General features: G+C 55.1%; 25 protein-coding genes, 1 tRNA gene and 1 other RNA gene. 12 read left to right on the forward strand and 15 right to left on the reverse strand.

The genetic code is table 11. The annotated features are described in order from the left end of the window. Positions 1–210: 210 nt before the first annotated feature. The 4 genes from infB to EZJ17_RS03365 form a co-directional block, all read right to left on the reverse strand. Entirely contained in the window at positions 211–2928 is a 2718-nt protein-coding gene (gene infB, locus EZJ17_RS03350) for a translation initiation factor IF-2 (protein WP_067439556.1), read from the reverse strand. A gap of 15 nt (positions 2929–2943) precedes the next feature. Beyond that, on the reverse strand, positions 2944–4440 hold the full coding sequence (gene nusA / locus EZJ17_RS03355) for a transcription termination factor NusA (protein ID WP_067439553.1): 1497 nt from the start codon (positions 4438–4440) through the stop codon (positions 2944–2946). 39 nt (positions 4441–4479) lie between these two features. Continuing rightward, complete coding sequence (gene rimP / locus EZJ17_RS03360; RefSeq protein ID WP_067439550.1) at positions 4480–4905, reverse strand: ribosome maturation factor RimP; 426 nt, start codon at positions 4903–4905, stop codon at positions 4480–4482. A gap of 242 nt (positions 4906–5147) precedes the next feature. Beyond that, positions 5148–5381, reverse strand: a complete 234-nt coding sequence (locus EZJ17_RS03365; protein WP_067439548.1) for a hypothetical protein — start codon at positions 5379–5381, stop codon at positions 5148–5150. Between the two features lie 162 nt (positions 5382–5543). On the opposite strand from EZJ17_RS03365, the gene EZJ17_RS03370 reads away from it, so the two are divergent. After that, positions 5544–5750: a YMGG-like glycine zipper-containing protein gene (locus EZJ17_RS03370; protein WP_067439543.1), complete on the forward strand. Its 207-nt coding sequence runs from the start codon at positions 5544–5546 to the stop codon at positions 5748–5750. A gap of 168 nt (positions 5751–5918) precedes the next feature. Here the strand turns inward: EZJ17_RS03370 and rnpB are convergent. The 8 genes from rnpB to pheA form a co-directional block, all read right to left on the reverse strand. Then, positions 5919–6273, reverse strand: an RNA gene (rnpB, locus tag EZJ17_RS03375) — RNase P RNA component class A. 167 nt (positions 6274–6440) lie between these two features. Next, the gene (locus EZJ17_RS03380) at positions 6441–7349 is read right to left on the reverse strand and encodes a patatin-like phospholipase family protein (protein ID WP_082888188.1); all 909 of its coding nucleotides are present in this window, start codon (positions 7347–7349) and stop codon (positions 6441–6443) included. 369 nt (positions 7350–7718) lie between these two features. Further along, on the reverse strand, positions 7719–8654 hold the full coding sequence (locus EZJ17_RS03385; protein WP_067444607.1) for a cation diffusion facilitator family transporter: 936 nt from the start codon (positions 8652–8654) through the stop codon (positions 7719–7721). Positions 8655–8833: 179 nt separating this feature from the next. Next, a complete protein-coding gene (gene rlmB / locus EZJ17_RS03390; protein ID WP_067444609.1) occupies positions 8834–9580 on the reverse strand; it encodes a 23S rRNA (guanosine(2251)-2'-O)-methyltransferase RlmB in 747 nt (248 codons plus the stop codon). Between the two features lie 123 nt (positions 9581–9703). Continuing rightward, a complete protein-coding gene (gene thiE / locus EZJ17_RS03395) occupies positions 9704–10324 on the reverse strand; it encodes a thiamine phosphate synthase (RefSeq protein ID WP_067444612.1) in 621 nt (206 codons plus the stop codon). A 327-nt stretch (positions 10325–10651) separates the two neighbouring features. Continuing rightward, positions 10652–11056 (reverse strand): DUF6636 domain-containing protein, encoded by a 405-nt coding sequence (locus EZJ17_RS03400; RefSeq protein ID WP_082888189.1) that lies wholly within the window; start codon positions 11054–11056, stop codon positions 10652–10654. 53 nt (positions 11057–11109) lie between these two features. Continuing rightward, positions 11110–11550 carry a hypothetical protein gene (locus tag EZJ17_RS03405; RefSeq protein ID WP_067525701.1) on the reverse strand — a complete coding sequence of 147 codons (441 nt, stop codon included), beginning with the start codon at positions 11548–11550 and terminating at the stop codon, positions 11110–11112. Positions 11551–11738: 188 nt separating this feature from the next. Continuing rightward, positions 11739–12818 (reverse strand): prephenate dehydratase, encoded by a 1080-nt coding sequence (gene pheA / locus EZJ17_RS03410; protein ID WP_067445043.1) that lies wholly within the window; start codon positions 12816–12818, stop codon positions 11739–11741. Between the two features lie 316 nt (positions 12819–13134). Here pheA and murA point away from each other — a divergent pair, with 316 nt between their 5' ends. After that, a complete protein-coding gene (gene murA / locus EZJ17_RS03415) occupies positions 13135–14388 on the forward strand; it encodes a UDP-N-acetylglucosamine 1-carboxyvinyltransferase (protein ID WP_151086114.1) in 1254 nt (417 codons plus the stop codon). Positions 14389–14508: 120 nt separating this feature from the next. Here murA and EZJ17_RS03420 read toward each other — a convergent pair whose 3' ends face one another. Beyond that, complete coding sequence (locus EZJ17_RS03420) at positions 14509–14793, reverse strand: hypothetical protein (protein WP_067439523.1); 285 nt, start codon at positions 14791–14793, stop codon at positions 14509–14511. Positions 14794–15060: 267 nt separating this feature from the next. Here EZJ17_RS03420 and EZJ17_RS03425 point away from each other — a divergent pair, with 267 nt between their 5' ends. The 3 genes from EZJ17_RS03425 (at position 15061) to pyrH (ending at position 17558) form a co-directional block, all read left to right on the forward strand. After that, complete coding sequence (locus EZJ17_RS03425; protein WP_067439520.1) at positions 15061–16035, forward strand: YheT family hydrolase; 975 nt, start codon at positions 15061–15063, stop codon at positions 16033–16035. Between the two features lie 152 nt (positions 16036–16187). Further along, positions 16188–16688: an SMI1/KNR4 family protein gene (locus EZJ17_RS03430; protein WP_255361756.1), complete on the forward strand. Its 501-nt coding sequence runs from the start codon at positions 16188–16190 to the stop codon at positions 16686–16688. Between the two features lie 156 nt (positions 16689–16844). Further along, positions 16845–17558 carry a UMP kinase gene (pyrH, locus tag EZJ17_RS03435; protein WP_067439517.1) on the forward strand — a complete coding sequence of 238 codons (714 nt, stop codon included), beginning with the start codon at positions 16845–16847 and terminating at the stop codon, positions 17556–17558. Positions 17559–17901: 343 nt separating this feature from the next. Here pyrH and EZJ17_RS03440 read toward each other — a convergent pair whose 3' ends face one another. Together EZJ17_RS03440 and EZJ17_RS03445 are read right to left on the reverse strand one after the other, a co-directional pair. Next, positions 17902–18372: a Dps family protein gene (locus EZJ17_RS03440; RefSeq protein WP_067439514.1), complete on the reverse strand. Its 471-nt coding sequence runs from the start codon at positions 18370–18372 to the stop codon at positions 17902–17904. A 150-nt stretch (positions 18373–18522) separates the two neighbouring features. Next, on the reverse strand, positions 18523–19005 hold the full coding sequence (locus tag EZJ17_RS03445; RefSeq protein WP_067439511.1) for an RICIN domain-containing protein: 483 nt from the start codon (positions 19003–19005) through the stop codon (positions 18523–18525). Positions 19006–19107: 102 nt separating this feature from the next. Here EZJ17_RS03445 and EZJ17_RS03450 point away from each other — a divergent pair, with 102 nt between their 5' ends. The 7 genes from EZJ17_RS03450 (at position 19108) to pflB (ending at position 25229) form a co-directional block, all read left to right on the forward strand. Next, entirely contained in the window at positions 19108–19371 is a 264-nt protein-coding gene (locus EZJ17_RS03450) for a hypothetical protein (RefSeq protein WP_151086116.1), read from the forward strand. Then, entirely contained in the window at positions 19368–19925 is a 558-nt protein-coding gene (gene frr / locus EZJ17_RS03455; protein ID WP_067439504.1) for a ribosome recycling factor, read from the forward strand. The genes EZJ17_RS03450 and frr overlap by 4 nt, the downstream gene beginning before the upstream one ends. Positions 19926–20013: 88 nt before the next feature. Then, positions 20014–20760, forward strand: a complete 747-nt coding sequence (gene uppS, locus EZJ17_RS03460) for a polyprenyl diphosphate synthase (RefSeq protein ID WP_067439501.1) — start codon at positions 20014–20016, stop codon at positions 20758–20760. 196 nt (positions 20761–20956) lie between these two features. Next, a complete protein-coding gene (locus EZJ17_RS03465; protein ID WP_197481041.1) occupies positions 20957–21349 on the forward strand; it encodes a hypothetical protein in 393 nt (130 codons plus the stop codon). Between the two features lie 115 nt (positions 21350–21464). Then, complete coding sequence (efp, locus tag EZJ17_RS03470; RefSeq protein ID WP_067439498.1) at positions 21465–22025, forward strand: elongation factor P; 561 nt, start codon at positions 21465–21467, stop codon at positions 22023–22025. A gap of 12 nt (positions 22026–22037) precedes the next feature. Then, a tRNA-Thr gene (locus tag EZJ17_RS03475) sits at positions 22038–22113 on the forward strand. A gap of 836 nt (positions 22114–22949) precedes the next feature. Then, positions 22950–25229, forward strand: a complete 2280-nt coding sequence (gene pflB, locus EZJ17_RS03485; RefSeq protein ID WP_151086118.1) for a formate C-acetyltransferase — start codon at positions 22950–22952, stop codon at positions 25227–25229. Positions 25230–25415: the final 186 nt, after the last annotated feature.

Here is a 25415-nt window from a genome sequence, read left to right on the forward strand (position 1 = left end):
ACTGGGTATAGGCCTAAGCATTTATTTCTTTACATATATAACCAAACTGCTAAAAAACCATAACCGAATGGTGGGGTTTGGCTGCATTTTCTTATTTGCCAAACAGTTCACTGCTTCACAACGCTCTCAATATAGCCTGCAGTGCGGAAAATGTAGCGAGAGGCTACCTGAAACGGGTTCGGGCAGCCTCTTGTTTCGTCTTGTGCCTGTTTACAGGGTGCGGGCTACTTCCACAATATCGAAGGCCTCCAGCATATCGCTTTCTTGGATATCGTTGTAGTTCTTCAGCATCAGGCCACATTCGAAGCCCATACGCACTTCTTTCACATCGTCTTTGAAGCGTTTTAGCGATTCGAGCTCGCCAGTGTGGATTACCACATGGTCGCGGATGAGGCGTACGCGGCTGTCGCGCTTGATGATGCCATCGGTAACTATGCAGCCGGCAATGTTGCCCACTTTGGAAATATTGATGACCTGGCGGATTTCCACCGTGCCGGTCTGTTGCTCTTTCTGCTCGGGGGCGAGCATACCGCTCATGGCTGCTTTCACATCGTCGATGGCATCGTAAATGATATTGTAGTAGCGGATTTCGATGTCTTCGTTTTCGGCCAGCTTGCGGGCAGAGCCGTCGGCGCGCACGTTGAAGCCGATGATGAATGCGCCGGAGGCAATGGCCAAGTTTACATCGCTTTCGGTAATGCCACCTACGCCGCTGTGCAACACTTCCACTTTCACCTCGTCGTTCGACAGCTTTTTGAGGCTACCTGAAAGTGCTTCGTACGAACCCTGTACATCGGCTTTGATGATTACCGACAAATGCTGTGCTGCCTGGCCGTCGTCGGCGTTGGCAAACAGATTCTCCAGCTTGGCAGCTTGCTGTTTGGCCAGCCGCACGTCGCGGTATTTGCCTTGGCGGAATAGGGCGATTTCACGTGCTTTTTTCTCGTCGGCCAATACCATGGCATCTTCGCCGGCATTGGGTACGTCGGAGAGACCGAGGATTTCCACCGGAATGGAGGGACCGGCTTCCTGTACTTGTCTGCCGTTTTCGTCCACCATGGCGCGTACTTTACCGAATGCAGTGCCGGCTAGGAGCATATCGCCTTTTTTCAGCGTGCCGCTTTGCACCAGCAGGGTAGCCACCGCACCGCGGCCTTTATCAAGGCGGGCTTCCACGATGATGCCTTTGGCGGGTGCGTCTACCGGGGCTTTCAGTTCGAGCACTTCGGCTTCCAGCAGCACGGCTTCCAAAAGTGCATCGATATTGATACCTTGTTTGGCGGAAACATCGATAAACTGCACATTGCCGCCCCAAGAATCGGGGATTACTTCGTGGGCGGTTAGCTCTTGGCGGATACGTTCGGGATTGGCGGCTTCCTTATCGATTTTGTTCACCGCCACCACCATCGGCACGCCGGCCGCTTTGGCATGGGCGATGGCTTCGATGGTTTGCGGCATCACGCCGTCGTCGGCGGCCACCACCAGAATCACGATATCAGTGGCCTGTGCGCCGCGTGCACGCATGGCGGTAAAGGCTTCGTGACCGGGGGTATCGAGAAAGGTGATGACGCCGCGCGGGGTTTGTACGTGGTAGGCGCCGATGTGCTGGGTAATGCCGCCGGCTTCGCCTTGTACCACTTTGGCACGGCGGATGTAGTCAAGCAGTGAGGTTTTACCGTGGTCCACGTGGCCCATTACGGTTACCACCGGCGGGCGCGGCAGGACTTCAGCTTGAACGGTGGTTTCGGTGTCATCCAAGAAGGCTTCGGGATCGTCTGCAGCGGCGGGTTTGCCGATATGACCCATTTCTTCCACCACAATCAGCGCGGTTTCTTGGTCGAGCGATTGGTTGATGGTAACCATCATGCCCATCTTCATCAGGGCTTTCACCACTTCCACGCCCTTAACCGCCATTTTGTGTGCCAAATCGGCCACTGTAATGGTTTCGGGTACGAGCACTTCATGCACCACCGGCTCGGTTGGGGCTTGGAAGGCGTGCTGATTAGGTTCCAGCTTGAGCTGTTTTTTGCTTTTTTTACCGCTGCGCACACGTTCTTCATCGCCACGGTTATTGCGTTCTTTGCCTTTGCTTTTGGCGGAATGGCCGCGCGGCATATCGTCGTCGCGCTGGTGGCGTTCGCCTTTTTTCGGGCGGCTACTTCCAGGGGCGGCGCTACCAGAGGAGAGAGAGGTTTTTTCGCTTGGCGCAGCACTGCGCGGGGCAGACTGCTGCTCTTTGGCCAGCTTGGCTTCCTGCTGCGCTTGCAGTTTGGCAGCTTCTCGGCGAGCTTGGCGCTCCTGTTTTTCTTTCAATAGGGCTTGCTGGTGCGCACGCAAGGCTTCGGCACGGCGGGCTTCTTCGTTACGCATGACCTGTTCGGCGGCACTGACCACTTCCACAGGCTGCGGCAGTGGTTTGGGTGTTTTTTCTTTTTTGGGGTTGCGGCTGCGTTTTGGTTTGACTTCGGCAGCAGCTTCGGTTTTCGCCTTGGCTGGTTTTTCTTTGGCAGCAAGTACAGTGTCAGCTTCAAGGTTTTTGGAGGCTATTTGAATCTCTGTGGCAGTGGGCTCGATGGCAGTTTCAACAATAGTGGCCATAGTTTTAACCGGAGTGGCCGGCTCGGCAGCGGGCAGTACAACAAGCTCGGCAGCTGATTCAATTGGCGGCACGGCTACACGGCGGCGGCGGCGGGTTTCTACCTGTACGCCAGCCACGATGCTGCGTTCGGTGCGGGTGCGGCTCACGCTGATGGATACAGTGCCGCTGTCATTCTGCTTGCGTAGGTACGCCAGTAGGGCTTGTTTGTCTGCCGGGCTGATGCTGTCGGCACCATTGTTTTTCTCCACGCCGGCGGCTTTGAGCTGCTCTAAGAGTGTGGGTACGGTTTTTTTCAGTTCAGCAGCAAATTGTTGTACGGTATTACTCATAAGTTTCTGGCCTCCTTATTTCTGTGTTTCGGCAAACCAATGTTCACGGGCGGCCAAAATAACGGTTTTGGCATCTTCTTCGCTCACGCCGGTGATTTCAATCAATTCGTCGGTGGAAAGCTCAGCCAGGCTGTCGCGGGTGGTAATGCCGGCCTGTGCCAGATCGCGCAGCATGTCTAGATCGATGCCGTTTAGGTTTTTTAGCTCTTCTTCTATTTCGTCCAGTTTTTCTTCCGACATGATGGCCAGGGTAAGAATGGCATCGCGGGCGCGGTTGTGCAGGGTCTCCACGGTGGCTTCGTCGAAGCCGATTTCCACCAGTTCGGCAGTGGGCACATAGGCCACTTCTTCTAAGGCGGCGAAGCCTTCTTCAATCAGCAGGTCAGCGGTTTGCTCGTCCACGTTCAAGTGCTGCATGAACAGGTTGCGGATTTGTGCATCTTCAGCTTCGTGGCGCTCTTCGGCTTCCTGTACAGTCATAATGTTGAGCTGCCAGCCGGTGAGATCGGCGGCGAGGCGCACGTTTTGGCCGCTGCGTCCGATGGCGGGCGCGAGCTGGTCGTCGGCTACGATAACGTCTACCGAATGGTTATCTTCATCAATCAAAATGCGGCTGACTTCGGCGGGGGAGAGCGCGTTAATCACAAATTGGGCGGTTTCGGGCGACCACAGCACCACGTCCACACGCTCGCCGGCCAATTCGTTGGATACGGCATTCACACGCGAGCCGCGCACACCGATGCAGGTACCTTGTGGGTCGATACGCGTATCATTGGATTTGACGGCGATTTTAGCGCGCTGGCCGGGGTCGCGGGCGACTTCTTTTATTTCCAACAGGCCATCTTCAATTTCCGGCACTTCCTGCTCAAACAGTTTTACCAAAAATTCGCGCGAGGTGCGGCTGAGGATAACTTGTTTGCGCCCGCTGTTGCCTTGTTCGTCCACGCGCAGGAAGAGGGCACGGATGCGATCGCCGCTGCGGAAGTTTTCACGTGGGATACACTGGTCGCGCGGAATCAGTGCGTCCAAACGGCCGACTTCCACAATGATGCCGTGGCGCTCAACGCGTTTTACTGTGCCCATTACCACGTCTTCACGGCGGGCAAGGAATTTTTGCAGAATTTGCTCACGCTCGGCATCACGGATGCGTTGCAGGATGATTTGCTTGGCAGTTTGTGCGGCTTGGCGGCCAAAGGCCACGTTTTCCAGCTCTTCTTCGTAATACTCGCCAATTTGTAGCGTGGAATCGAGGAATTCTTCTTGGATTTCCTCGATGGTTTTCTGCGTGTCGGGGTAGGTGTAGTCTTCATCGGCCACAATTAACCAGCGGCGGAAAGTATGGTATTCACCGGTATTGCGGTCGATGCTCACGCGCACGTCCATGTGTTCGCGGTCGTCCTTTTTCTTGGCAGCCACCGACAGGGCGAACTCCAATGCTTCGAATACCACTTCGGATTCAACGTTTTTTTCGCTGGCCAATGCTTCGGCCAGTTGCAACATTTCGCGGCTCATGGGAATGAACTCTCCATTATTAATTGATAAATAGGCAAATTAGAATTCGGGCTTCAGGCGCGCCTGGTCGATATTGGATAATTCGATGACAGCAGTTTTGCCGTCGAAGGCAATAGTCAGCACGTCATTTTCAAAGTTTTCGATGCGGCCGATGAAGTTTTTCTGCCCCTCAACCGGCAAACGGGTTTTTAGCTTGACGAGGCTACCTGAAAAACGGATGAAGTCGGCCGCCTTTTTCAGCGGTCGGTCGAGGCCGGGGCTGGAGATTTCCAGCCGTTTGTAGTCCACGTCTTCCACTATGAAGAGGCGGCTCAAATGGTTGCTGACGGTGGCGCAGTCTTCCACAGTGATTCCTTCTGGTTTGTCGATAAACACGCGCAAATCGCCTTGCGCGGTGAGTTCGAAATCCACCAGTTCGTAGCCCAGGCCGGGCAGGGTTTTTTCTAAAACGGCTTGAATATCCATGAATTCCCTAGTTGGAAAACAAAAAAATGGCCTCGGGGCCATTTCTCATTTATCTTGTATAAATAACTGAAAAACGGTGTAATTCTAAACCATATTCGCCAGTTTGGCAATTCTGTTTTCGCTTGGTGCACAGGATGGTGGGCGGGTTGTAAGAATCGTGCAACAATGAAGAAGTATAATGGAGCAGGATGTTTTGTTTGGTTTTTTAACTTCGTTGCAGTAGCACTTTCAGGCAGCCTTCTTTACCACGCAATGTAAAACATCTCTTTGGCCAGAAACACAATCGGGTTGTGCAGGATTTGCAGGTAGCGGTGCATCATCACCAGGCCGGAAGGAAACAGCAGCCTGACCACCCAAGGCATCACCTTCACTGCCTGCGCAGACGGCACCCGTTCCGTTTCGCGCTGCGCCTCGCGGTTAACTTTTTTGGTGTACAGTACCGATAAAACCAGCGACTCAAACAGCATCCCGCCCATGAAGATGATGGCACAAAATATCAGTGAATGATGTGTGCAACGGAGTAAACAGACATTTACCTGCCTTTTGATGCAATCACAGAAAAGTACGATACTCTCACAGGCAGGTAGGGCGGTTAAATTCGCCGTGCCTCTCTGATACTGACAGAAAGGGTATATACCATGAGAAAATCTACCGTTACTTCTATTTTCACTGTTATGCTGCTGGCCGCCTCCCTGAGCGCTTGCACTGGTATGACCACCAGACAGCGCAACGCCGCCATCGGTGCCGCAGTGGGTGGGGTGGCAGGCAACGTGATCGGCGGTGATACCGGCTCAACCTTGGGTGGTGCCGCGTTGGGCGGTGTGGCCGGTAGCTTGATTCAATAAGCTTAAACCCTTGTGATGATGCGGGCGGAAGTGTGAAAGCACTTCTGCCTGCAATTGTTTTGATATTTTATAGACTGGTACGGTTTCGATATTAAATCATTCCGATTAGGCTGAGGCAGGGTAAACTAAGGCTGTATCGGTTTGATCGAAACGGTTAGAGATAATGTGTACCGCAGCTGGCCGGTAAGCCGGGTTCTGTCGTTGGACAGTCATTCCTCTAGGCCGATTGTTACCAAGCGGCTCAAGCAACCTACCCGAATGCTCGGCGAGCAGCGTCGTTGCATTCTGTTTGGTCTTGCTGCGGATGGGGTTTGGCCTGCTACGGGCTGTTACCAGCCGCACGGTGCGCTCTTACCGCACCATTTCACCCTTACCTGTGCTGCGTTGCCGCAGCCATCGGCGGTTATGCTTTCTGTTCCACTTTCCGTCGCCTCGCGGCGCCCGGCCGTTAGCCGGCATCCTGCTCTGTGCAGCCCGGACTTTCCTCCCCACCCAAAGGCGCGGCGACTGTCTGGCCTGCTGCGGTACGGGCGGGATTATAACGGATTGGGCGGGAAAGGCTACCTGAAAACGAAGTTTCCGAAGGAAGCTGAGTTTATGCGGAGCTAAAGTTAAACTTCAACGAAGTTGAAATACAGCGCAATAAGTGTCTGTGAAGCTAAAATTTTCAGGTAGCCTTCTGCACACTTGTCAGTGTACTTGATAGCGCTGCAATACGGCGCGGATTTGCGGTAGGGCGACGCGGGCGGCGTCTTCGCCGAGTTTGATGGCGTGGGCTTTTTCATCGAAGCCGCCCACGGCGCCGAGATGCTGCACCTGTGGTTTGATCACCACGTCGGCCTTGGCCAGCTCGCTGTTGAGGGCGGGGGTGCTCATAATGTTGAGGCTTTGGTCGAGGTAGGAGAAGAAGCCGCTTTGGGATAGGCGGGCGGGTTTGGCGGAAATGTCCACCGCAATCACCACGTTGGCACCCATCTGGCGGGCGGCGGATACGGGTACGGGGGCGGTGAGGCCACCATCCACATAGCGTTTGCCGTTGATTACTGCGGGCTGGAACACGTTGGGGATGCTGGCGGAGGCGCGCACGGCCTGGCCGGTGTTACCGCTGCGAAATACCACGCTGCGGCCGGAGTCGAATTCGGTGGCCACGGCGGCGAATTTGCGCGGCAGGTTTTGGATGGGGCGATTGCCCACTTGGCGGTTGATGTAGTTTTGCAGTTTTTCGCCACGGATAAATCCGCTAGTGGAAAGGGTTAAGTCCACCAAATCGGCGCGTTGCAGGTTTTCGGCTTCGCGCTGCAGGCGGGGGGCGTTCATACCGGAGGCATAGAGGCTGCCCACCAGGGCGCCGGCGCTGGTTCCGGTAACGATTTTTATGGGAATATTGTTTTCTTCTAATACTTTAATCACGCCGATATGGGCGAAGCCTTTGGATGCGCCGCCGCCCAAGGCCAAGCCGATGACGACTTGGGGCTTACGGGTGGCGGTGAGCGGCTGGCGGGACGGGGTTTGCGAGCCGCCGCCGCCGAGGAGGCCGCAGGCGGAGAGGGTGAAGGTGAGCAGGGAAATGCCGAGGCTGCGGTGCAATAGGCTGTTCATGGGGGAATCCTATGTTATTAAGCGGGGGAGCCGGTATTGTATAGCAAAGTAACTCAATTTTCGCTACGGCCTTGGTTTGTTTTATTGTAGTTTTATATTGTCTGCGGTTTGCCGCCTGGTATCGAAAGTTGATTTAGTCCGCTATATCGGATAGCTATGATTGCCGGCGAGTTGCTGGTGTTGGCGTTGGAACGATAAGGAGTATTGCTAAAGAACAAGCCTACCTGAAAGCGCAGTTGCAACGAGAGGCTAAAACGAGAGGTTAAAATAGGAATGATGTGGTGTTGGCTCTTCTTGCTGCCACTCAAGCTATCTTCGGTTTGTCGGCTGTTAGGAGTCACACTATAAGTGCCAAAACCATATCGGCTGTTAATTATGCTCATGCGTAGGCTGTTCGCACGCTTGGCAGCATGCTGCGCCGGTATTGGCGGGTTCGGTCTGCACGGTGATGTGCCCGATGCCGTGAGTTTGCACCGTTGCCTGCACTTGTTGCGCCAAAGTGGCGGCTTGTGCCACGGTTAGGTCGCCACGCACGATGATGTGGCAGGACATGGCGTGTTTTTTGCTGGTAATCGTCCAGGTGTGCAAATCGTGTACGCCCAATATACCGTTGATTTTCTGTATGTCTTCGGCAATTTTTACCAAATCCGTGCCTTGGGGCGTGCCTTCCATCAGGATGTGCAGGCTACCTGAGAGCACACTCCAGCCGCTTTTGCCGATGAGCAGAGCCACCGCCGTGCTGGCCGCTAAATCTGCCCAGTTCCAGCCGTAAAACTGTATCAGCAGGCCGGCCGCCACTGCTGCAACGGAGCCGAGCAAATCGCCCACCACATGCAAAAATGCGCCGCGCATGTTCAGGTTGTCTTTCTCGCCGCGCAGCATATACCACGCGATAAACAGGTTTACCAACAGCCCGAATGCAGCCACCATCAGCATCGCGCCGCCTGCTACGGGCACGGGCTTGAAGGCGCGGATAACGGCTTCGACCACAATCCACGCCGCCATCACCACCAGCGTAAGCCCATTGAGCGTGGCGGCAAGGATTTCTACGCGCTGATAGCCGTAGCTTTTCTGCGAGTTGGCGGCCTTCTCCGCCCATTTGAAGGCAAAAAGCGCCAGGGCGAGCGAGGCGGCATCGGAAAACATATGTCCCGCGTCTGAGAGGAGTGCCAAGCTGCCGCTGAGCCAGCCTGCCGCTGCTTCCACCAGCATAAAGCCGGCAATCACGGCTAACGATACGCGCAGGATATGGGTGTTGGTGCTGTGGACGTGGGAATGGTTGTGTTCGTGGCTGTGGAAGGACATGGACGCTCCTTGGGGGATAGGGTGGGGCTACCTACCTGAAAATGAGAAGAACAATAGAAGCAGGCATAAATGCCCGCGTGGTTTCAGGTAGCCTTAGAAATAAAAATGTATAGGCAGCGAGCGTTCATCCCACGGCTTGCTTGTCTAACTGGCTACCTGAAAATTTGCAGCCGCTGGGGCTAGTCTGCTTTCAGCACGCGCTGGCGGCGGGTTTCGGCCAGCACCATGCCGGTGCTCACGGATACGTTGAGGCTTTCCACTGTGCCGAGCATGGGGATGGACACCAGCGCGTCGCAGTGTTCGCGGGTAAGGCGACGCATGCCTTCGCCTTCATTGCCCATCACCCAGGCCACGGCGGCGGGGATGTCGTAGTGGAACAGATCGGCTTCGCCGCCCATGTCGGTGCCCACTATCCAGATGTCGCGCTCTTTGAGTTCGCGCAGGGTGCGGGCAAGGTTGGTGACGGCGATGTAGGGCACGGTTTCGGCGGCGCCGCAGGCCACTTTGCTCACGGTGGCATTCAGGCCGACGCTGCGGTTTTTCGGCGCAATCACGGCGTGCACGCCCATGGCGTCGGCCACGCGCAGGCAGGCGCCGAGGTTGTGCGGGTCGGTGATGCCGTCGAGGATGAGCAGCAGGGGCGGCTCGGTGAGGTTGTCGAGCACGTCGTCGAGGTGGACGTGGTTGTGTGAAGCGTCGATAAAGCCGGCGATGCCTTGGTGGCGGGCGTGACGGCACAGGTTATCGAGGCGGGCGGCTTCCACGAAGTGGACGGGAATATTTTCCTGCGCGGCTTTTTCCAAGGCCTGCTGCATACGGGCATCGTGACGGCCGGACAGGGCGTAGAGCTCGGTGAGGCTTTTGGAGTTTTGCCACAGGCGGGCGTTGACGGCGTGGAAGCCGTAGATCAGGCGGCGGTTGGACATATGGTTTACTTTCGTGATGCAGGCTACCTGAAAAAGCGGATGTGGTTTCAGGTAGCCTTTTGGATATTGGGGTTTAATTTACGCGGCAGCTTGCGCTTGCAGATGGCCGCATGGTGCGCGGCCTTATTCCGGCCACAATTTTTGGAAGGCGCGCACGGCGGCGGCGGGGTCGGGGGCGTGGGTGACGGCGCTGACCACGGCCAGCGAGGACACGCCGGTGGCGAGCACGGCGGGCGCGTTTTCCAGCGTGATGCCGCCGATGGCCACGGTGGGGGTATTGCCGGCTTGTTGCACGTAGCGGCGCAGTTTGTCCAGCCCCTGCGGTTCGGTGGGCATGGCTTTGGTGTTGGTGGCGAATACGGCGCCGCAGGCCACGTAGCTGGGCTGCACGGCCAAGGCACGCGCCATTTCGGCTTCGTCGTGGGTGCTCAGCCCCAAGCGGATGCCGGCACGGGCAAGGGCGGCAAAGTCGGCGCTGTCCATGTCTTCCTGGCCGAGGTGCACGCCATAGGCGCCTTCTTCAAGGGCGAGCTGCCAGTGGTCGTTGATGAAAAGTTGGCTATGCGAGCCGCTGGTGGTGGCGATGGCGCGGCGGATTTCCCGGCGCAGGGCTTCGCCGGTGAGGGTTTTGCTGCGCAGCTGCACGGTGTCTGCGCCGGCATCGGCCATACGCGCCACCCAATCGGCATCGGGCACTACAGCGTAGAATTTGAGGGGGCGGATGATGGAGGGAAATGGTTGCATAGCGGGCGGCCTGCGGGTGGTTGCGGGGTGGCTATTATAGCGCAGCTGCCAATGGCCAGGATGGGAAAGATACTGTCAGGACTAGCCCCGACGGCATGAAATATATAAGGCTACCTGAAAATAAATTGGAGCTTTCAGGTAGCCTTTAGGGCAGAGATGGCGGTTGCCTGAGTATATAGTCGTGTCGAAATAGGCATGCTACGACGTCGGCACGTTTTGCGTAAGGCTGTATGTTCATGGTTTGTTGTCTTGTATGAAAATAGTTGTGCCTCAATATAATAAAAGGCTACCTGGAACTTTCAGGTAGCCTTTTGTGTGTATCAGAAATTAGAACAGGCGTTGGCGGCGGCGGCTGATTTCAAAGCCGTGGTTTTGGCTGTTGGTGCAGGTCATGCCACTGGTGCGACTGGTGCACTGCCAGCCGTCACCGCGCAGGGTTTGGCCGTAGGGCAGCACGCGGCTGTCGGGGCTAGCGAGGCTGTCGCCGACGCAGCCCATTTGGGTACGACCGGTGCGGGCGATGGAGAAATTGCCGCCCCAATCGAGTTCACAATCACGCGGTTTGGGCCGGATGGGGCGGTCGGGCTGGGGAATCTGGCATTCCACTACGCCGGGGGAGTGGTCGTACATGCAGTTGATGTTGCCGCTGGGGCTGCGGAAGAGTTTGATGTCGGCATGGGCAGTGCCAGCGGCGAGCAGGATGGCTGCGGCGGTAAGGGGGAGGGTACGCATGATGTTACTCCTTATATAGAGAGTGGTTGGAAAAGTGATTGGTAAACAGATAGTTAGAAGCGGTACAGGCTGTCTGGACTGATTTGGAAGCCGTGGCCTTCGGTATTGGTGCAACTTAGACTGCCGGATTGGGCAGTACATTGCCAGCCGGGTTGGTTAAAGAGTTTGAAGGGCTGGTTGTCGGGGAGGGCATAGCTGCCTGCTTGGAATTTGGCGTAGTTGTGGTGGTTGCAGTTGAGGTGGGCGGGGCCTTTTGCAAATAGGGAGATATTGCCGCTCCATTGGCCGTTCCAAGTTCCGAAGGGGCAGTCTTGAGGTTCGCGTTCTACAGGAATGGGTTTGGTAGGCGGGGGAATTTCGCAGGTGAGTTGGGGGGCGTAGCCACCGTATCGGCAGGTGATTTGGCCATCTACACTGTGGAAGAATGCCACTCTGGCATGGGTGCCGGCGGCGGCGAGTAGGATGGCTGCGGCTGCTATGGGTAAGGTACGCATGGTGTTGCTCTATTAGAGTGGTTGGGAAAGGAGAATTGTATCTCAAAGTTGGATGTTTTTTAGCTTTGTAAAAACTAGTTTTAGCTTCTTTAAATAATTTCTCAGAAACTCGACTTCCTTCGAAAAGCTTGTTTCAGATAGTCTTTTGCTGCATTCTAAAGAGGCTACCTGAAAAATATTTCAGGGTTTCACAGCACGGCTTGCGGATAGGCGCCGATGATTTTTACGAAGGCGGCGCATTCGGCAAGGGCTTCGAGGGCGGGCTGGATTTGGGGACTGTCGGTGTGGCCTTCGATGTCGATAAAGAAGATGTAGTCCCACAGACCGGCGCGGCTGGGGCGGCTTTCGAGCTTGGTCATGGAGATGCCGTGCTCGGAGAAGGGTTGGAGCAGGCGGTGCGCGGTGCCGGGGCGGTTGGGGGCGGAGACGATGAGGGAGGTTTTGTCGCGGCCGGAGGGCTGGGTGCTGTTGTGGCCGAAGATGAGGAAACGGGTAGTATTGTTAGGCTCGTCTTCGATGTTGGCGGCGAGTTTGGCCAGATTGTAATGCTCGGCGGCGGCCTGGCCGGCAATGGCGGCGGCTTGCGGCTCGGCAGCGGCGAGGCGGGCGGCTTCGGCGTTGCTGGCCACGGAAATGCGGGTGGCATGGGGCAGGTGGCGGTTGAGCCACTCGTGGCATTGGGCCAGCGCTTGGGTGTGGGCATACACTTTTTCCGGCTGAGGGCTGCCGCCGGGTTGCTGCAATAAATGGTGCTGGATACGCAGGAGCACTTCGCCGCAGGCACGCAGGGGGGTGGAAACCATGAGGTCGAGGGTGCGCCCGACCGGGCCTTCGGTGGAGTTTTCCACAGGGGCAACGGCGTAGTCGGCCTGGCGGGTTTCCACGAGGCAGAAGCATTCGTCGATGGAGGGGCAGGGCTGGGTGTGGGCGGCGTGGCCGAAGTGCTTCACGGCGGCTTGCTGGGTAAATGTGGCTTCGGGGCCGAGGTAGGCGATGGTGAGCGGGCGTTCTACGGCGAGGCATTCGCTCATGATTTCTCGGAACAGGCGGGCAACAGCTTCGTCGGACAGGATGCCGGCGGCGGTTTGGTTCAGGCTTCGAATGCGCTGCAACACTTGGGATTCACGCTCGGGGCGGTAGACGGTGCCGGTGCCTTTGAGCTCGCCGATGGCACGGGCGTGGGCGGCGCGCTGGTTAAGCAGAGTGAGGATTTCGGCGTCGATGGCATCGATGGCCTGGCGGTGGGGGGCGAGGGATTGGTCAGGCATGGCACGGCCTTTGTTCGGGACGGGGATGGGCTGATTGTATAGCAAATTGGCGTCCTTTTGATACAAGTTGAGTCAAGGCTGTAGCGGAAGTTAAATGAGCTTACTATAGCGTAGAAAAATGGGGCGTTGGTGTTGATTGAATGTTTTCAGGTAGCCTCGGGTGGGGCGGGAGGCTACCTGAAAAGCGTTGCGGGAAAAGTTGGGCAAAGGCTGCCTACGGCTAAGGCAAAACGTTTATAATCCCGCGTTTTCAGGTAGCCTTTGTTGCCAAGGGCTGCTGCTTCAACCTTAAAGATTAAAGAAATTCAACTGAAACATGGACAAACTGAAAATTACCGGCAATGGCCCGTTGCACGGTGAAATCGTGATTTCTGGTGCGAAAAATGCTGCCCTGCCGCTGATGTGTGCTGGGCTTTTAACTGAAGATATTTTGCATTTGACCAACGTGCCGATGCTGGCCGACGTGAAAACCACGCACAAACTCTTGCAAGGCATGGGCGCAGAGGTGGAAAGCGACGGTGTGAGCGAATTCAAAATCAACGGCGGCACGGTAAACAACACTTGCGCGCCGTATGAATTGGTAAAAACCATGCGCGCTTCCATTTTGGTGCTAGGCCCCACGCTGGCGCGTTTCGGCGAGGCGGAAGTGAGCCTGCCCGGCGGCTGCGCCATCGGCTCGCGGCCGGTGGATCAGCATTTGAAGGGGCTGGAAACCATGGGTGCGGAAATTGTGATCGAGCACGGTTATGTGAAGGCACGCGGCAGGCTCAAAGGCGCGCGTGTGGTGATGGATATGGTTACCGTGGGCGGCACGGAAAACCTGCTGATGGCGGCCACGCTGGCCGAAGGCACCACTGTGCTGGAAAACTGCGCGGTGGAGCCGGAAGTGGTGGATTTGGCCGAATGCCTGGTGAAGATGGGCGCGAAAATCAGCGGTATCGGCACGCCTTCCATGACCATTGAAGGCGTGGAGAAGTTGCATAGCTGCACCCACAGCGTGGTGCCCGACCGCATCGAAGCCGGCACTTTCCTCTGCGCCGTAGCCATGACCGGCGGGCAGGTACGCCTGCAAAACGCCGCACCGAAAACCATGGAGGCGGTGTTGGACAAGCTGGTGGAAGCCGGTGCGGAAATCCAAACCGGCGAAAACTGGATCGACATTAAAATGACGCAGCGTCCGAAAGCGGTGGATGTGCGCACCGTGCCACATCCGGGCTTTCCCACCGATATGCAGGCGCAGTTTATGGCGATGAATGCGGTAGCCGAGGGCAGCAGCCAGATGGTGGAAACCATTTTTGAAAACCGCTTTATGCATGTGCCCGAGCTCAACCGTATGGGTGCACATATCAGCGCCGAGGGCAACACCGCGCTGGTAAAAGGTGTGGAGCAACTTTCCGGCGCCGCAGTGATGGCTACCGACCTACGCGCTTCGGCCAGCCTGGTGATTGCCGGCCTGGTGGCCGATGGCGACACCATCGTGGAGCGCATCTATCACTTGGATCGCGGCTACGAGCATATTGAAGAGAAGCTGGGCAAAGTGGGCGCGAAAATCGAACGTTTGAAACAGTAGTCAATTCGACAGCAAAGGCTACCTGAAAAACCAACCATAGGGTTTTCAGGTAGCCTCAAGCATCAGGAAGCAAAAACAGCCCGATATTCGGGCTGTTCTTTAAATATTTGCCGGTTTGGATTATCGGCAGGACAAGCCCAAGATGGTGGGCGGGTTGCCGTTGGACAGTTTGATGCGGCAAGTGGTGCCGGAAGTGCCGGATACCACGGCATAGCGTGCACCGCCTTCGTTGCGGGTGCTGATATTCATTGGCTCTTTCACGCCCATGGATTTGGATGTTTGCGCCAAGTTTTGCACCAATTCAGACGGCAGGCCGGAAGAGTCGTTGCCGATTTTTACACCGTCGGCCCATGCGGACGCAATCGGCAGCAAGGCCAGCATCAGAATAGTTAATTTGCGTTGCATAGTTAGGTTCTCCTGTGAAAAATGGCTACCGTTGCCGGTAGCTGTGGAAACACTCTACTATATCGGAGTAAGGTTTGACAACGATTATGCCGCTTTTTACCTACGGCAGTGTCGGTAAGTGTCACATTTTGTGGGCAAGTAATCTAATGGCTTTAAATAAATTTCTTTATAAATTAGCCTATTAGTGGGCTAATTTGTTGCCTGATGTGAAGCGGTCGATAGCCAAGCGCGTACTGCCGATTAAATATTTTCAATGGATTGCCACACATGAACCGAAACAATTCCCCCCAATTGCCTGCCTACCGGCCGCCGTTTTGGCTGCGCGGCGGGCATTTGCAGAGCATTTGGCCGAAACTGGTGCGCATTGGTAGCCCGGCCTATCGGCGTGAGCTTTTGCCAGACAGCCTGGGCGCTACCGAAGTGGCCTACGATTTTGTGGATGGCAAACGCCCCGATGCCCCGCTATTGATGTTGTTTCACGGGCTGGAAGGCAGCAGCGCCAGCCATTATGCCCGCGCCCTGATGTTTGCCGCGCAACGGCACGGCTGGCACGGTGTGGTGGCGCATTTCCGTAGCTGCGGCGAAGTGGAAAACTGTGCGCCCGTGTTTTATCACTCCGGTGACAGCGCCGAAGTCGCGCACATGTTGCAATTAATGCACTCGCGCTACCCGCGCATCTGCGCCGTCGGTATTTCCTTAGGCGGTAACGCATTGGCCAAATATCTGGCCGAACAAGGCAGCCATGCTATTCCGCAGGCTGCTGCCGTGGTGAGTGCGCCGTTGGATTTAACCGCCGCCTCGCATCGGCTGGAACAGGGCTTGAGCAAAATGCTGTATGCCCCTTATTTCCTGCGTTCGCTGTTGCCTAAAGCCGCTGCTTGCGCCGCCCGTTTTCCGCAGATTGACGCCGCTGCCGTACAAGCTGCCGCCAACCTCACCGATTTCGACAACAGCTTCACCGCCCCCTTACACGGCTTTGCCGATGCCACCGACTACTACCGCCGATCCAGCGCCAAACCCCTGTTGTGCCAAATCGCCGTACCTACCCTGATTTTAAATGCGCTGAACGACCCCTTCATTCCTGCCGAATCACTGCCGCAGGCGGGCGATGTGTCGCCAGCCGTTACCCTGTTGCAGCCCGAATATGGCGGTCACGCCGGCTTTCCCGGCACGGCTGATTTAGATTGGCTACCGGATACCGTGTTGCGTTATTTCGACGGCGTGGCAGTAAAGGCTACCTGAAAAGGTAGGAAGATTTTTCAGGTAGCCTCTAACCAGAGTTGAAAGGAAACATCATAACCATTACCCAAAACTATCTTGCCGGTTTGCAGCAAGCCTACGTCAAATGCGGCGATACAGACGAGTAGGCACACTTTGTCGACATCAAGCGCAGTATCGCCCCTGAAGATGTCCATGCTTTGCAAGCCACCTATCCGCAAACTCCTGCCTCCCTGCTTGAGCTGCTCTCTTTCGCCGACGGCACCTACTGGCGCGAATACCAAGGCGAAACAGTCAGCTTATTCCTGCTCGGCTCTGATATTATGGAATATCCCTACTATCTGCTCTCCGCCCGGCAGATGCTGGAAAGCAAAAGTCCACAATATTTGTCCGACTACATCAACCGAGTCTACCCTGCTGAAGACGTGGCCGTGGATGACCGTATCACCCGCGATGCAGCCAATGCCTGCTGGCTACACTTCTCCGATTGCATGAACAACGGAGGCACCTCGCAGCTGTTTATCGATCTCACCCCATCGGTATCCGGCAAGGGTGGGCAAATCGTCCGCTACCTGCACGATCCCGACGAGCTGGAAGTGATTGCCGACAGTTTCGATGAATATCTGCTTGCCTTAATTGAAGATAGATACGATTTTATTCATGAAGACGATTTTTAAGCAGAGTTAATAGATACCGTGGTAAAGAGGCTACCTGAAAACCGATATTCTCAGGTAGTCTTGATTTAATAAACTGCTACAATCAGCCAGCCGACGCAGTCGAAAGCGCGTATAATGCCTGCCGTTTGAATTTTCCAACCATGAAGAGAGGCTGCCATGACTATCCGCTACAAGCGTGTTTTATTGAAACTTTCCGGCGAGGCATTGATGGGTAACGATGCCTTTGGCATCAATCGTGCCACGATTATGGGTATTGTCGGACAGATTGTGGAAATAGCTAAAATGGGCGTGGAAGTGGGCGTGGTGGTGGGCGGCGGCAACCTGTTTCGTGGTGTGGCCGCACAAGCCAGCGATATGGACCGTGCCACTGCCGATTACATGGGCATGCTTGCCACCGTGATGAACGCGTTGGCTTTGAAAGATGCGTTTGAAAGCCTTGGCCAGTCTGCGCGCGTACAATCGGCGCTTTCCATGCAGCAGATTGTCGAAACCTATGCCCGCCCCAAAGCCATCCAATATCTGGAAGAAGGTAAAGTGATGATTTTTGCCGCTGGCACGGGCAACCCCTTCTTCACCACCGACACCGCCGCCGCGCTGCGTGGTGCAGAAATGAACTGTGACATCATGCTCAAGGCCACCAATGTGGACGGCGTGTATACCGCCGACCCGAAAAAAGACGCTTCGGCCACGCGCTATCAAGACATCACGTTTGACGAAGCCATCGTGAAAAACCTGAAAGTGATGGATGCTACTGCCTTGGCGCTGTGCCGCGAGCGCAAACTGAATATCGTGGTGTTCGGCATCGCCAAAGAAGGCGCGCTCAAACGGGTGGTGCTGGGCGAAGACGAAGGCACTTTGGTGCATATTTGATTGAATTGGCAAGATTATAGGCCGCTTCCCATTGGGAGGCGGCCTGATGTTTTGGGTTTCAGGTAGCCTGCTATAGAGGTGAGGTTACCTGAAAAGCACTAATATATAGCAAGCCAACTTAACTTTCGATACAAGGCGGTGAGCCGCAAGCAGTACGGAAGTACAGCAAGGCAAACCAACGCTGTAGCGAAAGTCAATTTGGCTTACTATAAAATCCGCCCAACCCAAATTTGGCCTCCACAGAAGCTCAGCTCTCTTTGGCAATCTTGTTTCGGCTAGTCTTTCGTGCCGCAGAAAAAACGCCCGTTGCAACAACGGGCGTTGGTGTGTTGGGCAAGCCTGCTTATTTTTGCAGCAACACGCGCAGCATCCAGGCAGTTTTTTCGTGGGTTTGCATGCGGGTGGTGAGTAGGTCAGCAGTGGGCTCATCGTTGGCTTGGTCCACAGCGGGGAACAGCTCGCGGCAGGTGCGGATCACGGTTTCCTGGCCTTCCACCAGTTCGCGGATCATGGCAGGGGCATCGTTACTGCTTTGGCCGTCTGGAATGGAAGTGAGTTTGGCAAATTCGCTGTAGGAACCGGGCGCTTTGAAGCCCAGTGCGCGGATGCGTTCGGCAATTTCGTCCACGGCCAGCGCCAGCTCGTTGTATTGCTCTTCAAACATGGTGTGCAGGCTGTGGAACATCGGGCCTTCCACGTTCCAGTGGTAGTTGTGGGTTTTCAGATAGAGAGTATAGGTGTCGGCCAGCACCTTAGACAGGCCTTGGGCGATGGTTTGGCGTTGGGTTTCGTTGATACCGATGTTGATGCTCATGATGGCTCCTTATTAAACAGAGTTGGGGAAAAGAATTACTGTTTGATTGGCAGCCATTGTAGTGCTGAGTATTTTATTTTTACAATTATTATGTTCTGATATGTTTGAAAGATTGGCTATAAAAGGTGAACGTGGGCATTTGCTGTTGTTTTAGCGTAGCACTTCCTGTTCGGGCGAATCGTTGCGGGTTTGCAGGCGCACGCCGTGCTGGCCGACGCTCCAGCATTGGGCATTGGCGCTGCGGCTGCACAGGCGCTTGCCATCGCTATACCATTCTTGATTGCGGTTGCCAGTGCAGGGTTCGAGGGTGATGCTGCTGCCGGTTTGGGTGAGGCATTGGCTATTTTGGCGGATGGTGCCGTTGCGGACGATACGTTCGAAATATTGATTGGGCGCGTTGCGGCAGGAGCGAAGGGTGAGGGTGCGGTTGTGGACGGTGATGCATTCGCTGCCGATACGCATGGTGTTGCCATCGGGGAGCTTGGATTCAGATTGTTTTTCGCGAGCAAAAGCAGTGCTGCTCGGGGCTTTTGTGTGGAGTTTGGGTGCATTGGGCGGGATGGGGCGCACGGGGTAATAGGGCAGAGGGCAGGCAGTGAGGAGGAGGGCGGAGAGCAGGATGAGGCGGCGCATGGGGTGATCCTCGTGGGTTCAGGTAGCCTTTTATATAGTGAGGCTGGGAATATGGCATAATTTGCTGCTGTGGAATTTAGCAAATGCTGGCTTGATAGGAAAGTGGTTTGTGTAGTTTTGTATAGCGGTTTGGTGTTGTTGTGGGCGGGGTTTGTCCGTTTGTGCGGCGAGGTGTTAAGCCGGATGCAGATGCAGTATTATCAGGCCGGAGAGCTGGCGGATGCGCGGTTTATGGTGGCGGCGCGCCCGACAGCCGGAAAACCTTGCCGCAGCGGGCAAAGCAAGGTAGTATCCCGCCCGTTATGCACTATTGCCGTGGCGGCCGGAAGGCTACCTGAAAATATCTCAATTAAGGAAACCTTATGATCAAAGAAATCCAAACCTCAGCCGAAACCAAGATGCAGCGTTCGGTGGAAGTACTGCGCGAAAACTTAGCCAAAGTGCGCACCGGCCGCGCCCACACCGGCTTGCTCGACCAGGTGGAAGTGGAATACTACGGCAGCATGGTGCCGGTGAGCCAGGTGGCCAACGTAACCCTGCTCGATGCGCGCACCATCAGCGTGAAGCCTTATGAGAGCAATATGGCCGCCGCCGTGGAAAAAGCCATCCGCGATTCCAACCTCGGCCTGAATCCCGCTTCTATGGGCGACCTCATCCGCGTGCCGATGCCGATGCTCACCGAAGAGCGCCGCAAAGACCTGATTAAAGTAGTGCGCGGCGAAGCCGAAGACGGCCGCGTGTCTATCCGCAATGTGCGCCGAGATGCCAACGACCACATCAAAAAACTGCTGAAAGACAAAGAAGTGTCGGAAGACGATGCCCACCGCGGCGAAGAGCAGATCCAGAAGCTCACCGACAAATACATCGCCGAAGTAGATAAGCTGCTGGAGCATAAAGAAGAAGATTTGATGGTGGTGTAAACCATCCGAGCGATACGGCGGCACGGGCTGATATATTTGCCCGTGCCGCCTCAGGCTACCTGAAACCCGCCCAGCCCGAGGAAAGCATATGAGCAGCAGCACCCAAACCATCCCCGAACGCACCAACATCCCGCGCCATGTCTGCGTGATTATGGACGGCAACGGCCGCTGGGCGAAAAAACGCCTGCTGCCGCGCGTGATGGGGCACAAACGCGGCCTCACCGCCCTGGAAAACCTAGCCGCCCGCTGCGCCGAGCTCGGCGTGGAATACCTCACCGTATTCGCCTTTTCCACCGAAAACTGGCGCCGCCCCGAAGACGAAGTTTCCTTTTTGATGAAACTGTTTTTGCAGGCGCTAGACGGGAAGGTGGCCAAAATGCATCAAAACAACCTGCGGCTCAAAGTAATTGGCAACCGCGGCCGCTTTCCCGCCGCGATTGTGGACGGCATCGAAGCCGCAGAACGGCTTACTGCCAACAACACCGACCTCACGCTCACCGTGGCTGCCGACTACGGCGGCCGCTGGGATATCCTGCAAGCTGCCAACCAGCTGATTGCCGAAGGCAAAAGCGAAATCACCGAAGACGACCTCTCTCAGCGCCTTTCCTTGGCCGAAGCCCCCGAGCCCGACCTGTTTATCCGCACCGGCGGCGAAACCCGCATCAGCAACTTCATGCTCTGGCAAATGGCCTATGCCGAATTTTATTTCACCGACGCGCTGTGGCCAGATTTCGATGCTGCCGAGTTCGATCGTGCCATTTCTTCCTTCCGCGTGCGCGAACGCCGTTTCGGCCGCACCAGCGAACAGCTGCCGCCGGAACAGCAGCGCAGTTGAGTAGTTGGTTTTCAATCGGGCAGGGCGGCGATGGTCGAATGCCTGTTGCCGCTTTGTTTTAGCGCTACAACCTATGCCCATTCTATGAACCACAGCGAATTTTCTATTCAGATCGAAAACCTCCGCCAATCATTCGCCAACCGTAATCTCGAAGACTATCTCCTGGCGCTCCATGGCCTGTTGCAAAGCCAACAGGATGCCGTTTGCACACCCCCCCCTCTGCCTCAGCCTACTGCAAGAAGCCTTTACTGCTTCGTCTGCGCCGTTTAACGAACAATGGCTGCTCATCCGTCAGATGCCCGATGAGCAGCTGAAAACAAGCGATCCGTGGCAATACTCCTGCGCCGTGATTATTTTTCAGGTAGCCGAGTTGCACCGCATGCGTGGCCAAGAGTTGCAAAACGAATTGCGCCACTACGGTATCACCTCCGAAACCGGCTATAGCCGGTACAACTCCGACCCGCTCACCCTTTTGGAATACGGCGCGCAGGGGGCTGGAAGACAGTTTGGGGGAGGAAGACAGCGGTGGCAGAGGATTGGTCGCTGTTGGGCGATTTGTTGGACTTGGGGCGTTATTACGAATAAGTAGCGCGAAAGGCTACCTGAAAATTTCAGGTAGCCTTTACTTTGGACAGGCAAAACCGTTTGCGCTAAAATACCATGTTTTTCCGTTTTTCCCTGATTCGACTGAAAGAGATATAATTATGAAAACCGCACAAGAATTGCGCGCCGGCAACGTATTCATGGTGGGCAGCGAGCCGATGGTGGTACAGAAAACCGAATACATCAAAGGCGGCCGCTCCTCTGCCAAAGTGAGCATGAAGCTGAAAAACCTGCTCACCGGCGCAAACAGCGAAACCATCGTGAAAGCCGATGACAAGTTCGACGTTATCCAGCTCGACCGCAAACAATGCACTTACAGCTATTTCGCCGACCCGATGTATGTATTCATGGACGAAGAGTTCAACCAATACGAAATCGAAGGTGAAAACATCGGTGACAACATGAAATTCATCGTAGACGGCATGGAAGACGTGTGTGAAGTAACCTTCTACGAAGGCAACCCGATTTCCGTGGAGCTGCCCACCATCATCGTGCGCGAAGTGGAATACACCGAGCCCGCCGTTAAAGGCGACACTTCCGGCAAAGTGATGAAACCCGCACGCCTCGTGGGTGGTACCGAGATCCAAGTGATGGCCTATATTGAAAACGGTGATAAAGTGGAAATCGATTCCCGTACCGGTGAGTTCCGCAAACGCGCCTAATTGCCGAACTTGGCCGGTATAGCTCAGTTGGTAGAGCAGCGCATTCGTAATGCGAAGGTCGGGGGTTCGACTCCCTTTACCGGCACCAATCCCGGCCCCGCTTTTGCGGGGCTTTTGCCAGGTAGATTTCAGGTGGCCTATGTGCTTTATTTCTTCAAGCGCAACTATGTCGCGCAGTGTGCCGTCGTGCAGCCAAATCATGGCGCATAGGCTACAGGCAGGCGGATGCGGGGGCGTTGCCGCTGCGCATCATTTTGAATGCTACCAGGTCGCGCCACGATCAATACAGCCAGTAGATGCCATCGACGGAAAACCACACCAAACAATGCCAGCGGCAGGTATTTCCACTGCCGGCGTGCCAGTGTGCGTGAGTTGGTGGGAGCGGAAAAAGTAGGTGCTAAGGCCATCGGGAAACTGATGGGGGTGTCCCAGTAGGGCGCGGGCAGGAGGTAGGAGCTGGCAATAAAGATGGCGATGCCGCAGGCACGAAAAAACAGCTTTCAGGGGCGGAGGTAGTCGTGAAAGGATTTATGAAGGGTATGTTCAGGTGGCTTGGGGGAGTTATATTTACTGGAAAATTGGTTTAAGTAGGATTAATAGCTGTTCCAATCGAACATGAAACAAGGCGGGCTCCCTATTTGGAGACGGTTATTTGTTTGCTTGAGGATGAGACTGAATAGGTGGATAATTTAACCACATCGGAAGCAAAGGTAGCCCCTGGCTGGGAAATGAGATTACCTGAAAAATTTCTTGATTTTAGTGTGTTGATAAGTAATAATAAAAGATATTAAGGTTGATTTAGGTTAAGAGAAGCACTATTGGTTAGAGTTTTCTGCCCAAAACGGCATGAAGAATGCCATTCTTTAAATGGTGAATTCTAATTTGTAACGTTGTTTTATTTATTTAATTAAACAGGAGGTTATTATGGCTTCAGCAATAGAGCGTCCGGCTGCTTGGACAGGCTTTGTTAGCGGTGATTGGGAAAATAGCATTGATGTACGCGATTTCATCCAAAAAAACTACACGCCTTATGAAGGCGATGGTAGCTTTTTAGCGCCGGCCACCAATGCCACTACCAAGCTGTGGGCGGAAGTGATGGAAGGCATCAAGGTGGAAAATAAAACCCACGCTCCGTATAAAATTGACGCGCAAGTTGTTTCCGGCATCACCAGCCACGCGCCCGGCTATATCGACAAAGACTTGGAAACCATTGTCGGCCTGCAAACCGATGAGCCGCTGAAGCGCTCCATCATGCCTTTCGGCGGTCTGAAGATGGTGAAAGATTCCTGTAAGATTTACGGCGTGGAGCTAAATCCCGAAGTGGAAGAAATCTTCACTAAATATCGTAAAACCCACAACCAAGGCGTGTTTGATGTGTACACGCCCGATATCCGCCGCTGTCGGAAATCAGGCGTTTTAACTGGTTTGCCCGATGCCTACGGCCGTGGCCGCATTATCGGCGACTACCGCCGTGTGGCCCTTTACGGTATCGACCGCCTGATGCAAGACAAAACCGAGCAGTATCATTCTTTACAAGCCGATTTGGAATCTGGCAAAAACTTGGAAAGCGTTATTCGCCTGCGCGAAGAAATCAACGAGCAGCATATTGCACTGAAGCAGATGAAGGAAATGGCTGCCTCTTACGGTTTCGATATTTCCGGCCCAGCCAAAAACGCGCAAGAAGCCATCCAATGGACTTACTTCGCCTACCTCGCCGCCGTGAAGTCGCAAAACGGCGCAGCCATGTCGTTTGGTCGTGTGTCTTCCTTCTTGGATATTTATATCGAGCGCGACCTGAAAAACGGCATTATCACCGAAAGCCAAGCACAAGAATTCATCGACCATTTGGTGATGAAACTGCGTATGGTTCGTTTCCTGCGCACGCCCGAATACGACCAGCTCTTTTCCGGCGACCCGATTTGGGCCACCGAATCCATCGGTGGTATGGGCTTGGATGGCCGCACATTGGTAACCCGCACCAACTTCCGCGTGCTGCACACTCTGTACAACATGGGCCCATCTCCCGAGCCGAACATCACCGTATTGTGGTCTGAAAAACTGCCGCAAGGTTTCAAAGAGTTCTGTGCCAAAGTGTCTATCGATACTTCGTCTATCCAATACGAAAACGACGACCTGATGCGCCCCGACTTCAACAGTGACGATTACGCCATTGCCTGCTGCGTGAGCCCTATGGTGGTCGGTAAGCATATGCAGTTCTTCGGTGCGCGAGCCAACTTGGCCAAAACCCTGCTGTATGCAATTAATGGCGGCGTGGACGAAAAATCTAAAGACCAAGTCGGTCCGAAAACCGAGCCGATTAAAGACGCAGTGCTCGACTACGACACTGTGTTCGATCGCATGGATAAATTCATGGACTGGTTGGCCACTCAATATGTTACCGCTCTGAATTGCATCCACTACATGCACGACAAATACAGCTACGAAGCCGCCTTGATGGCTTTGCACGACCGCGACGTGCGCCGCACCATGGCTTGCGGTATTGCCGGCCTGTCTGTGGCTGCCGACTCTTTGTCTGCCATCAAATACGCTAAAGTGAAACCGATCCGCGACGAAAACGGCATTGCCGTGGACTTCGAAATCGAAGGAGAATACCCGCAGTTCGGTAATAACGACGACCGTGTGGACAGCATCGCCTGCGACCTGGTAGAGCGTTTCATGAAGAAAGTGGCTACTCATCCGACCTACCGCAACGCCATCCCAACCCAGTCTGTGCTGACCATCACATCTAACGTGGTATATGGCAAAAAAACTGGTAATACTCCGGATGGTCGCCGCGCAGGTGCTCCGTTCGGCCCGGGTGCTAACCCCATGCACGGCCGTGATGTAAGCGGCGCCGTGGCTTCGCTGACTTCCGTGGCCAAACTGCCGTTTGAGTTTGCCAAAGACGGTATTTCCTACACCTTCTCCATCATCCCCGGTGCGTTGGGCAAAGACGAAAGCTCCCGCGAACGCAACCTGGCCGGTATGATGGACGGCTACTTCCACCACGAAGTTGGTGTGGAAGGCGGCCAGCATCTCAACGTGAACGTGCTCAACCGCGAAATGTTGGTGGATGCGATGGAACACCCGGAAAAATATCCGCAGCTCACTATCCGCGTGTCCGGCTATGCCGTGCGTTTCAACTCGCTCACCAAAGAGCAGCAGCAAGACGTGATCACCCGCACCTTCACCAGCCGGATGTAATCATGCCCAGCTAGCAGGAATCAGTGCCGGAACTCATTCCGGCACTTTTGTTTCCTCCCGTTTTCAGGTAGCCTGATTCCTGTTGTAAAGGCTACCTGAGAATCTATAGCCCAAGTATAGCCCAAGTAGGGTAGGATGGGCTTTCAAAACACCACAAGCCATAAAGGCTACCTGAAACCCAACGCA

Origin of the sequence: Eikenella exigua (assembly GCF_008805035.1) — a bacterium.
Classification (GTDB): Bacteria; Pseudomonadota; Gammaproteobacteria; order Burkholderiales; family Neisseriaceae; genus Eikenella; species Eikenella exigua.

Bases quoted from the DNA above. Each gene is read 5' to 3' on its own strand.
- infB (WP_067439556.1), bottom strand. From the start codon at position 2,928: ATGAGTAATACCGTACAACAATTTGCTGCTGAACTGAAAAAAACCGTA.
- nusA (WP_067439553.1), bottom strand. From the start codon at position 4,440: ATGAGCCGCGAAATGTTGCAACTGGCCGAAGCATTGGCCAGCGAAAAA.
- rimP (WP_067439550.1), bottom strand. From the start codon at position 4,905: ATGGATATTCAAGCCGTTTTAGAAAAAACCCTGCCCGGCCTGGGCTAC.
- EZJ17_RS03365 (WP_067439548.1), bottom strand. From the start codon at position 5,381: ATGGGCGGGATGCTGTTTGAGTCGCTGGTTTTATCGGTACTGTACACC.
- EZJ17_RS03370 (WP_067439543.1), top strand. From the start codon at position 5,544: ATGAGAAAATCTACCGTTACTTCTATTTTCACTGTTATGCTGCTGGCC.
- EZJ17_RS03380 (WP_082888188.1), bottom strand. From the start codon at position 7,349: ATGAACAGCCTATTGCACCGCAGCCTCGGCATTTCCCTGCTCACCTTC.
- EZJ17_RS03385 (WP_067444607.1), bottom strand. From the start codon at position 8,654: ATGTCCTTCCACAGCCACGAACACAACCATTCCCACGTCCACAGCACC.
- rlmB (WP_067444609.1), bottom strand. From the start codon at position 9,580: ATGTCCAACCGCCGCCTGATCTACGGCTTCCACGCCGTCAACGCCCGC.
- thiE (WP_067444612.1), bottom strand. From the start codon at position 10,324: ATGCAACCATTTCCCTCCATCATCCGCCCCCTCAAATTCTACGCTGTA.
- EZJ17_RS03400 (WP_082888189.1), bottom strand. From the start codon at position 11,056: ATGCGTACCCTCCCCCTTACCGCCGCAGCCATCCTGCTCGCCGCTGGC.
- EZJ17_RS03405 (WP_067525701.1), bottom strand. From the start codon at position 11,550: ATGCGTACCTTACCCATAGCAGCCGCAGCCATCCTACTCGCCGCCGCC.
- pheA (WP_067445043.1), bottom strand. From the start codon at position 12,818: ATGCCTGACCAATCCCTCGCCCCCCACCGCCAGGCCATCGATGCCATC.
- murA (WP_151086114.1), top strand. From the start codon at position 13,135: ATGGACAAACTGAAAATTACCGGCAATGGCCCGTTGCACGGTGAAATC.
- EZJ17_RS03420 (WP_067439523.1), bottom strand. From the start codon at position 14,793: ATGCAACGCAAATTAACTATTCTGATGCTGGCCTTGCTGCCGATTGCG.
- EZJ17_RS03425 (WP_067439520.1), top strand. From the start codon at position 15,061: ATGAACCGAAACAATTCCCCCCAATTGCCTGCCTACCGGCCGCCGTTT.
- pyrH (WP_067439517.1), top strand. From the start codon at position 16,845: ATGACTATCCGCTACAAGCGTGTTTTATTGAAACTTTCCGGCGAGGCA.
- EZJ17_RS03440 (WP_067439514.1), bottom strand. From the start codon at position 18,372: ATGAGCATCAACATCGGTATCAACGAAACCCAACGCCAAACCATCGCC.
- EZJ17_RS03445 (WP_067439511.1), bottom strand. From the start codon at position 19,005: ATGCGCCGCCTCATCCTGCTCTCCGCCCTCCTCCTCACTGCCTGCCCT.
- frr (WP_067439504.1), top strand. From the start codon at position 19,368: ATGATCAAAGAAATCCAAACCTCAGCCGAAACCAAGATGCAGCGTTCG.
- uppS (WP_067439501.1), top strand. From the start codon at position 20,014: ATGAGCAGCAGCACCCAAACCATCCCCGAACGCACCAACATCCCGCGC.
- EZJ17_RS03465 (WP_197481041.1), top strand. From the start codon at position 20,957: ATGCCGTTTGCACACCCCCCCCTCTGCCTCAGCCTACTGCAAGAAGCC.
- efp (WP_067439498.1), top strand. From the start codon at position 21,465: ATGAAAACCGCACAAGAATTGCGCGCCGGCAACGTATTCATGGTGGGC.
- pflB (WP_151086118.1), top strand. From the start codon at position 22,950: ATGGCTTCAGCAATAGAGCGTCCGGCTGCTTGGACAGGCTTTGTTAGC.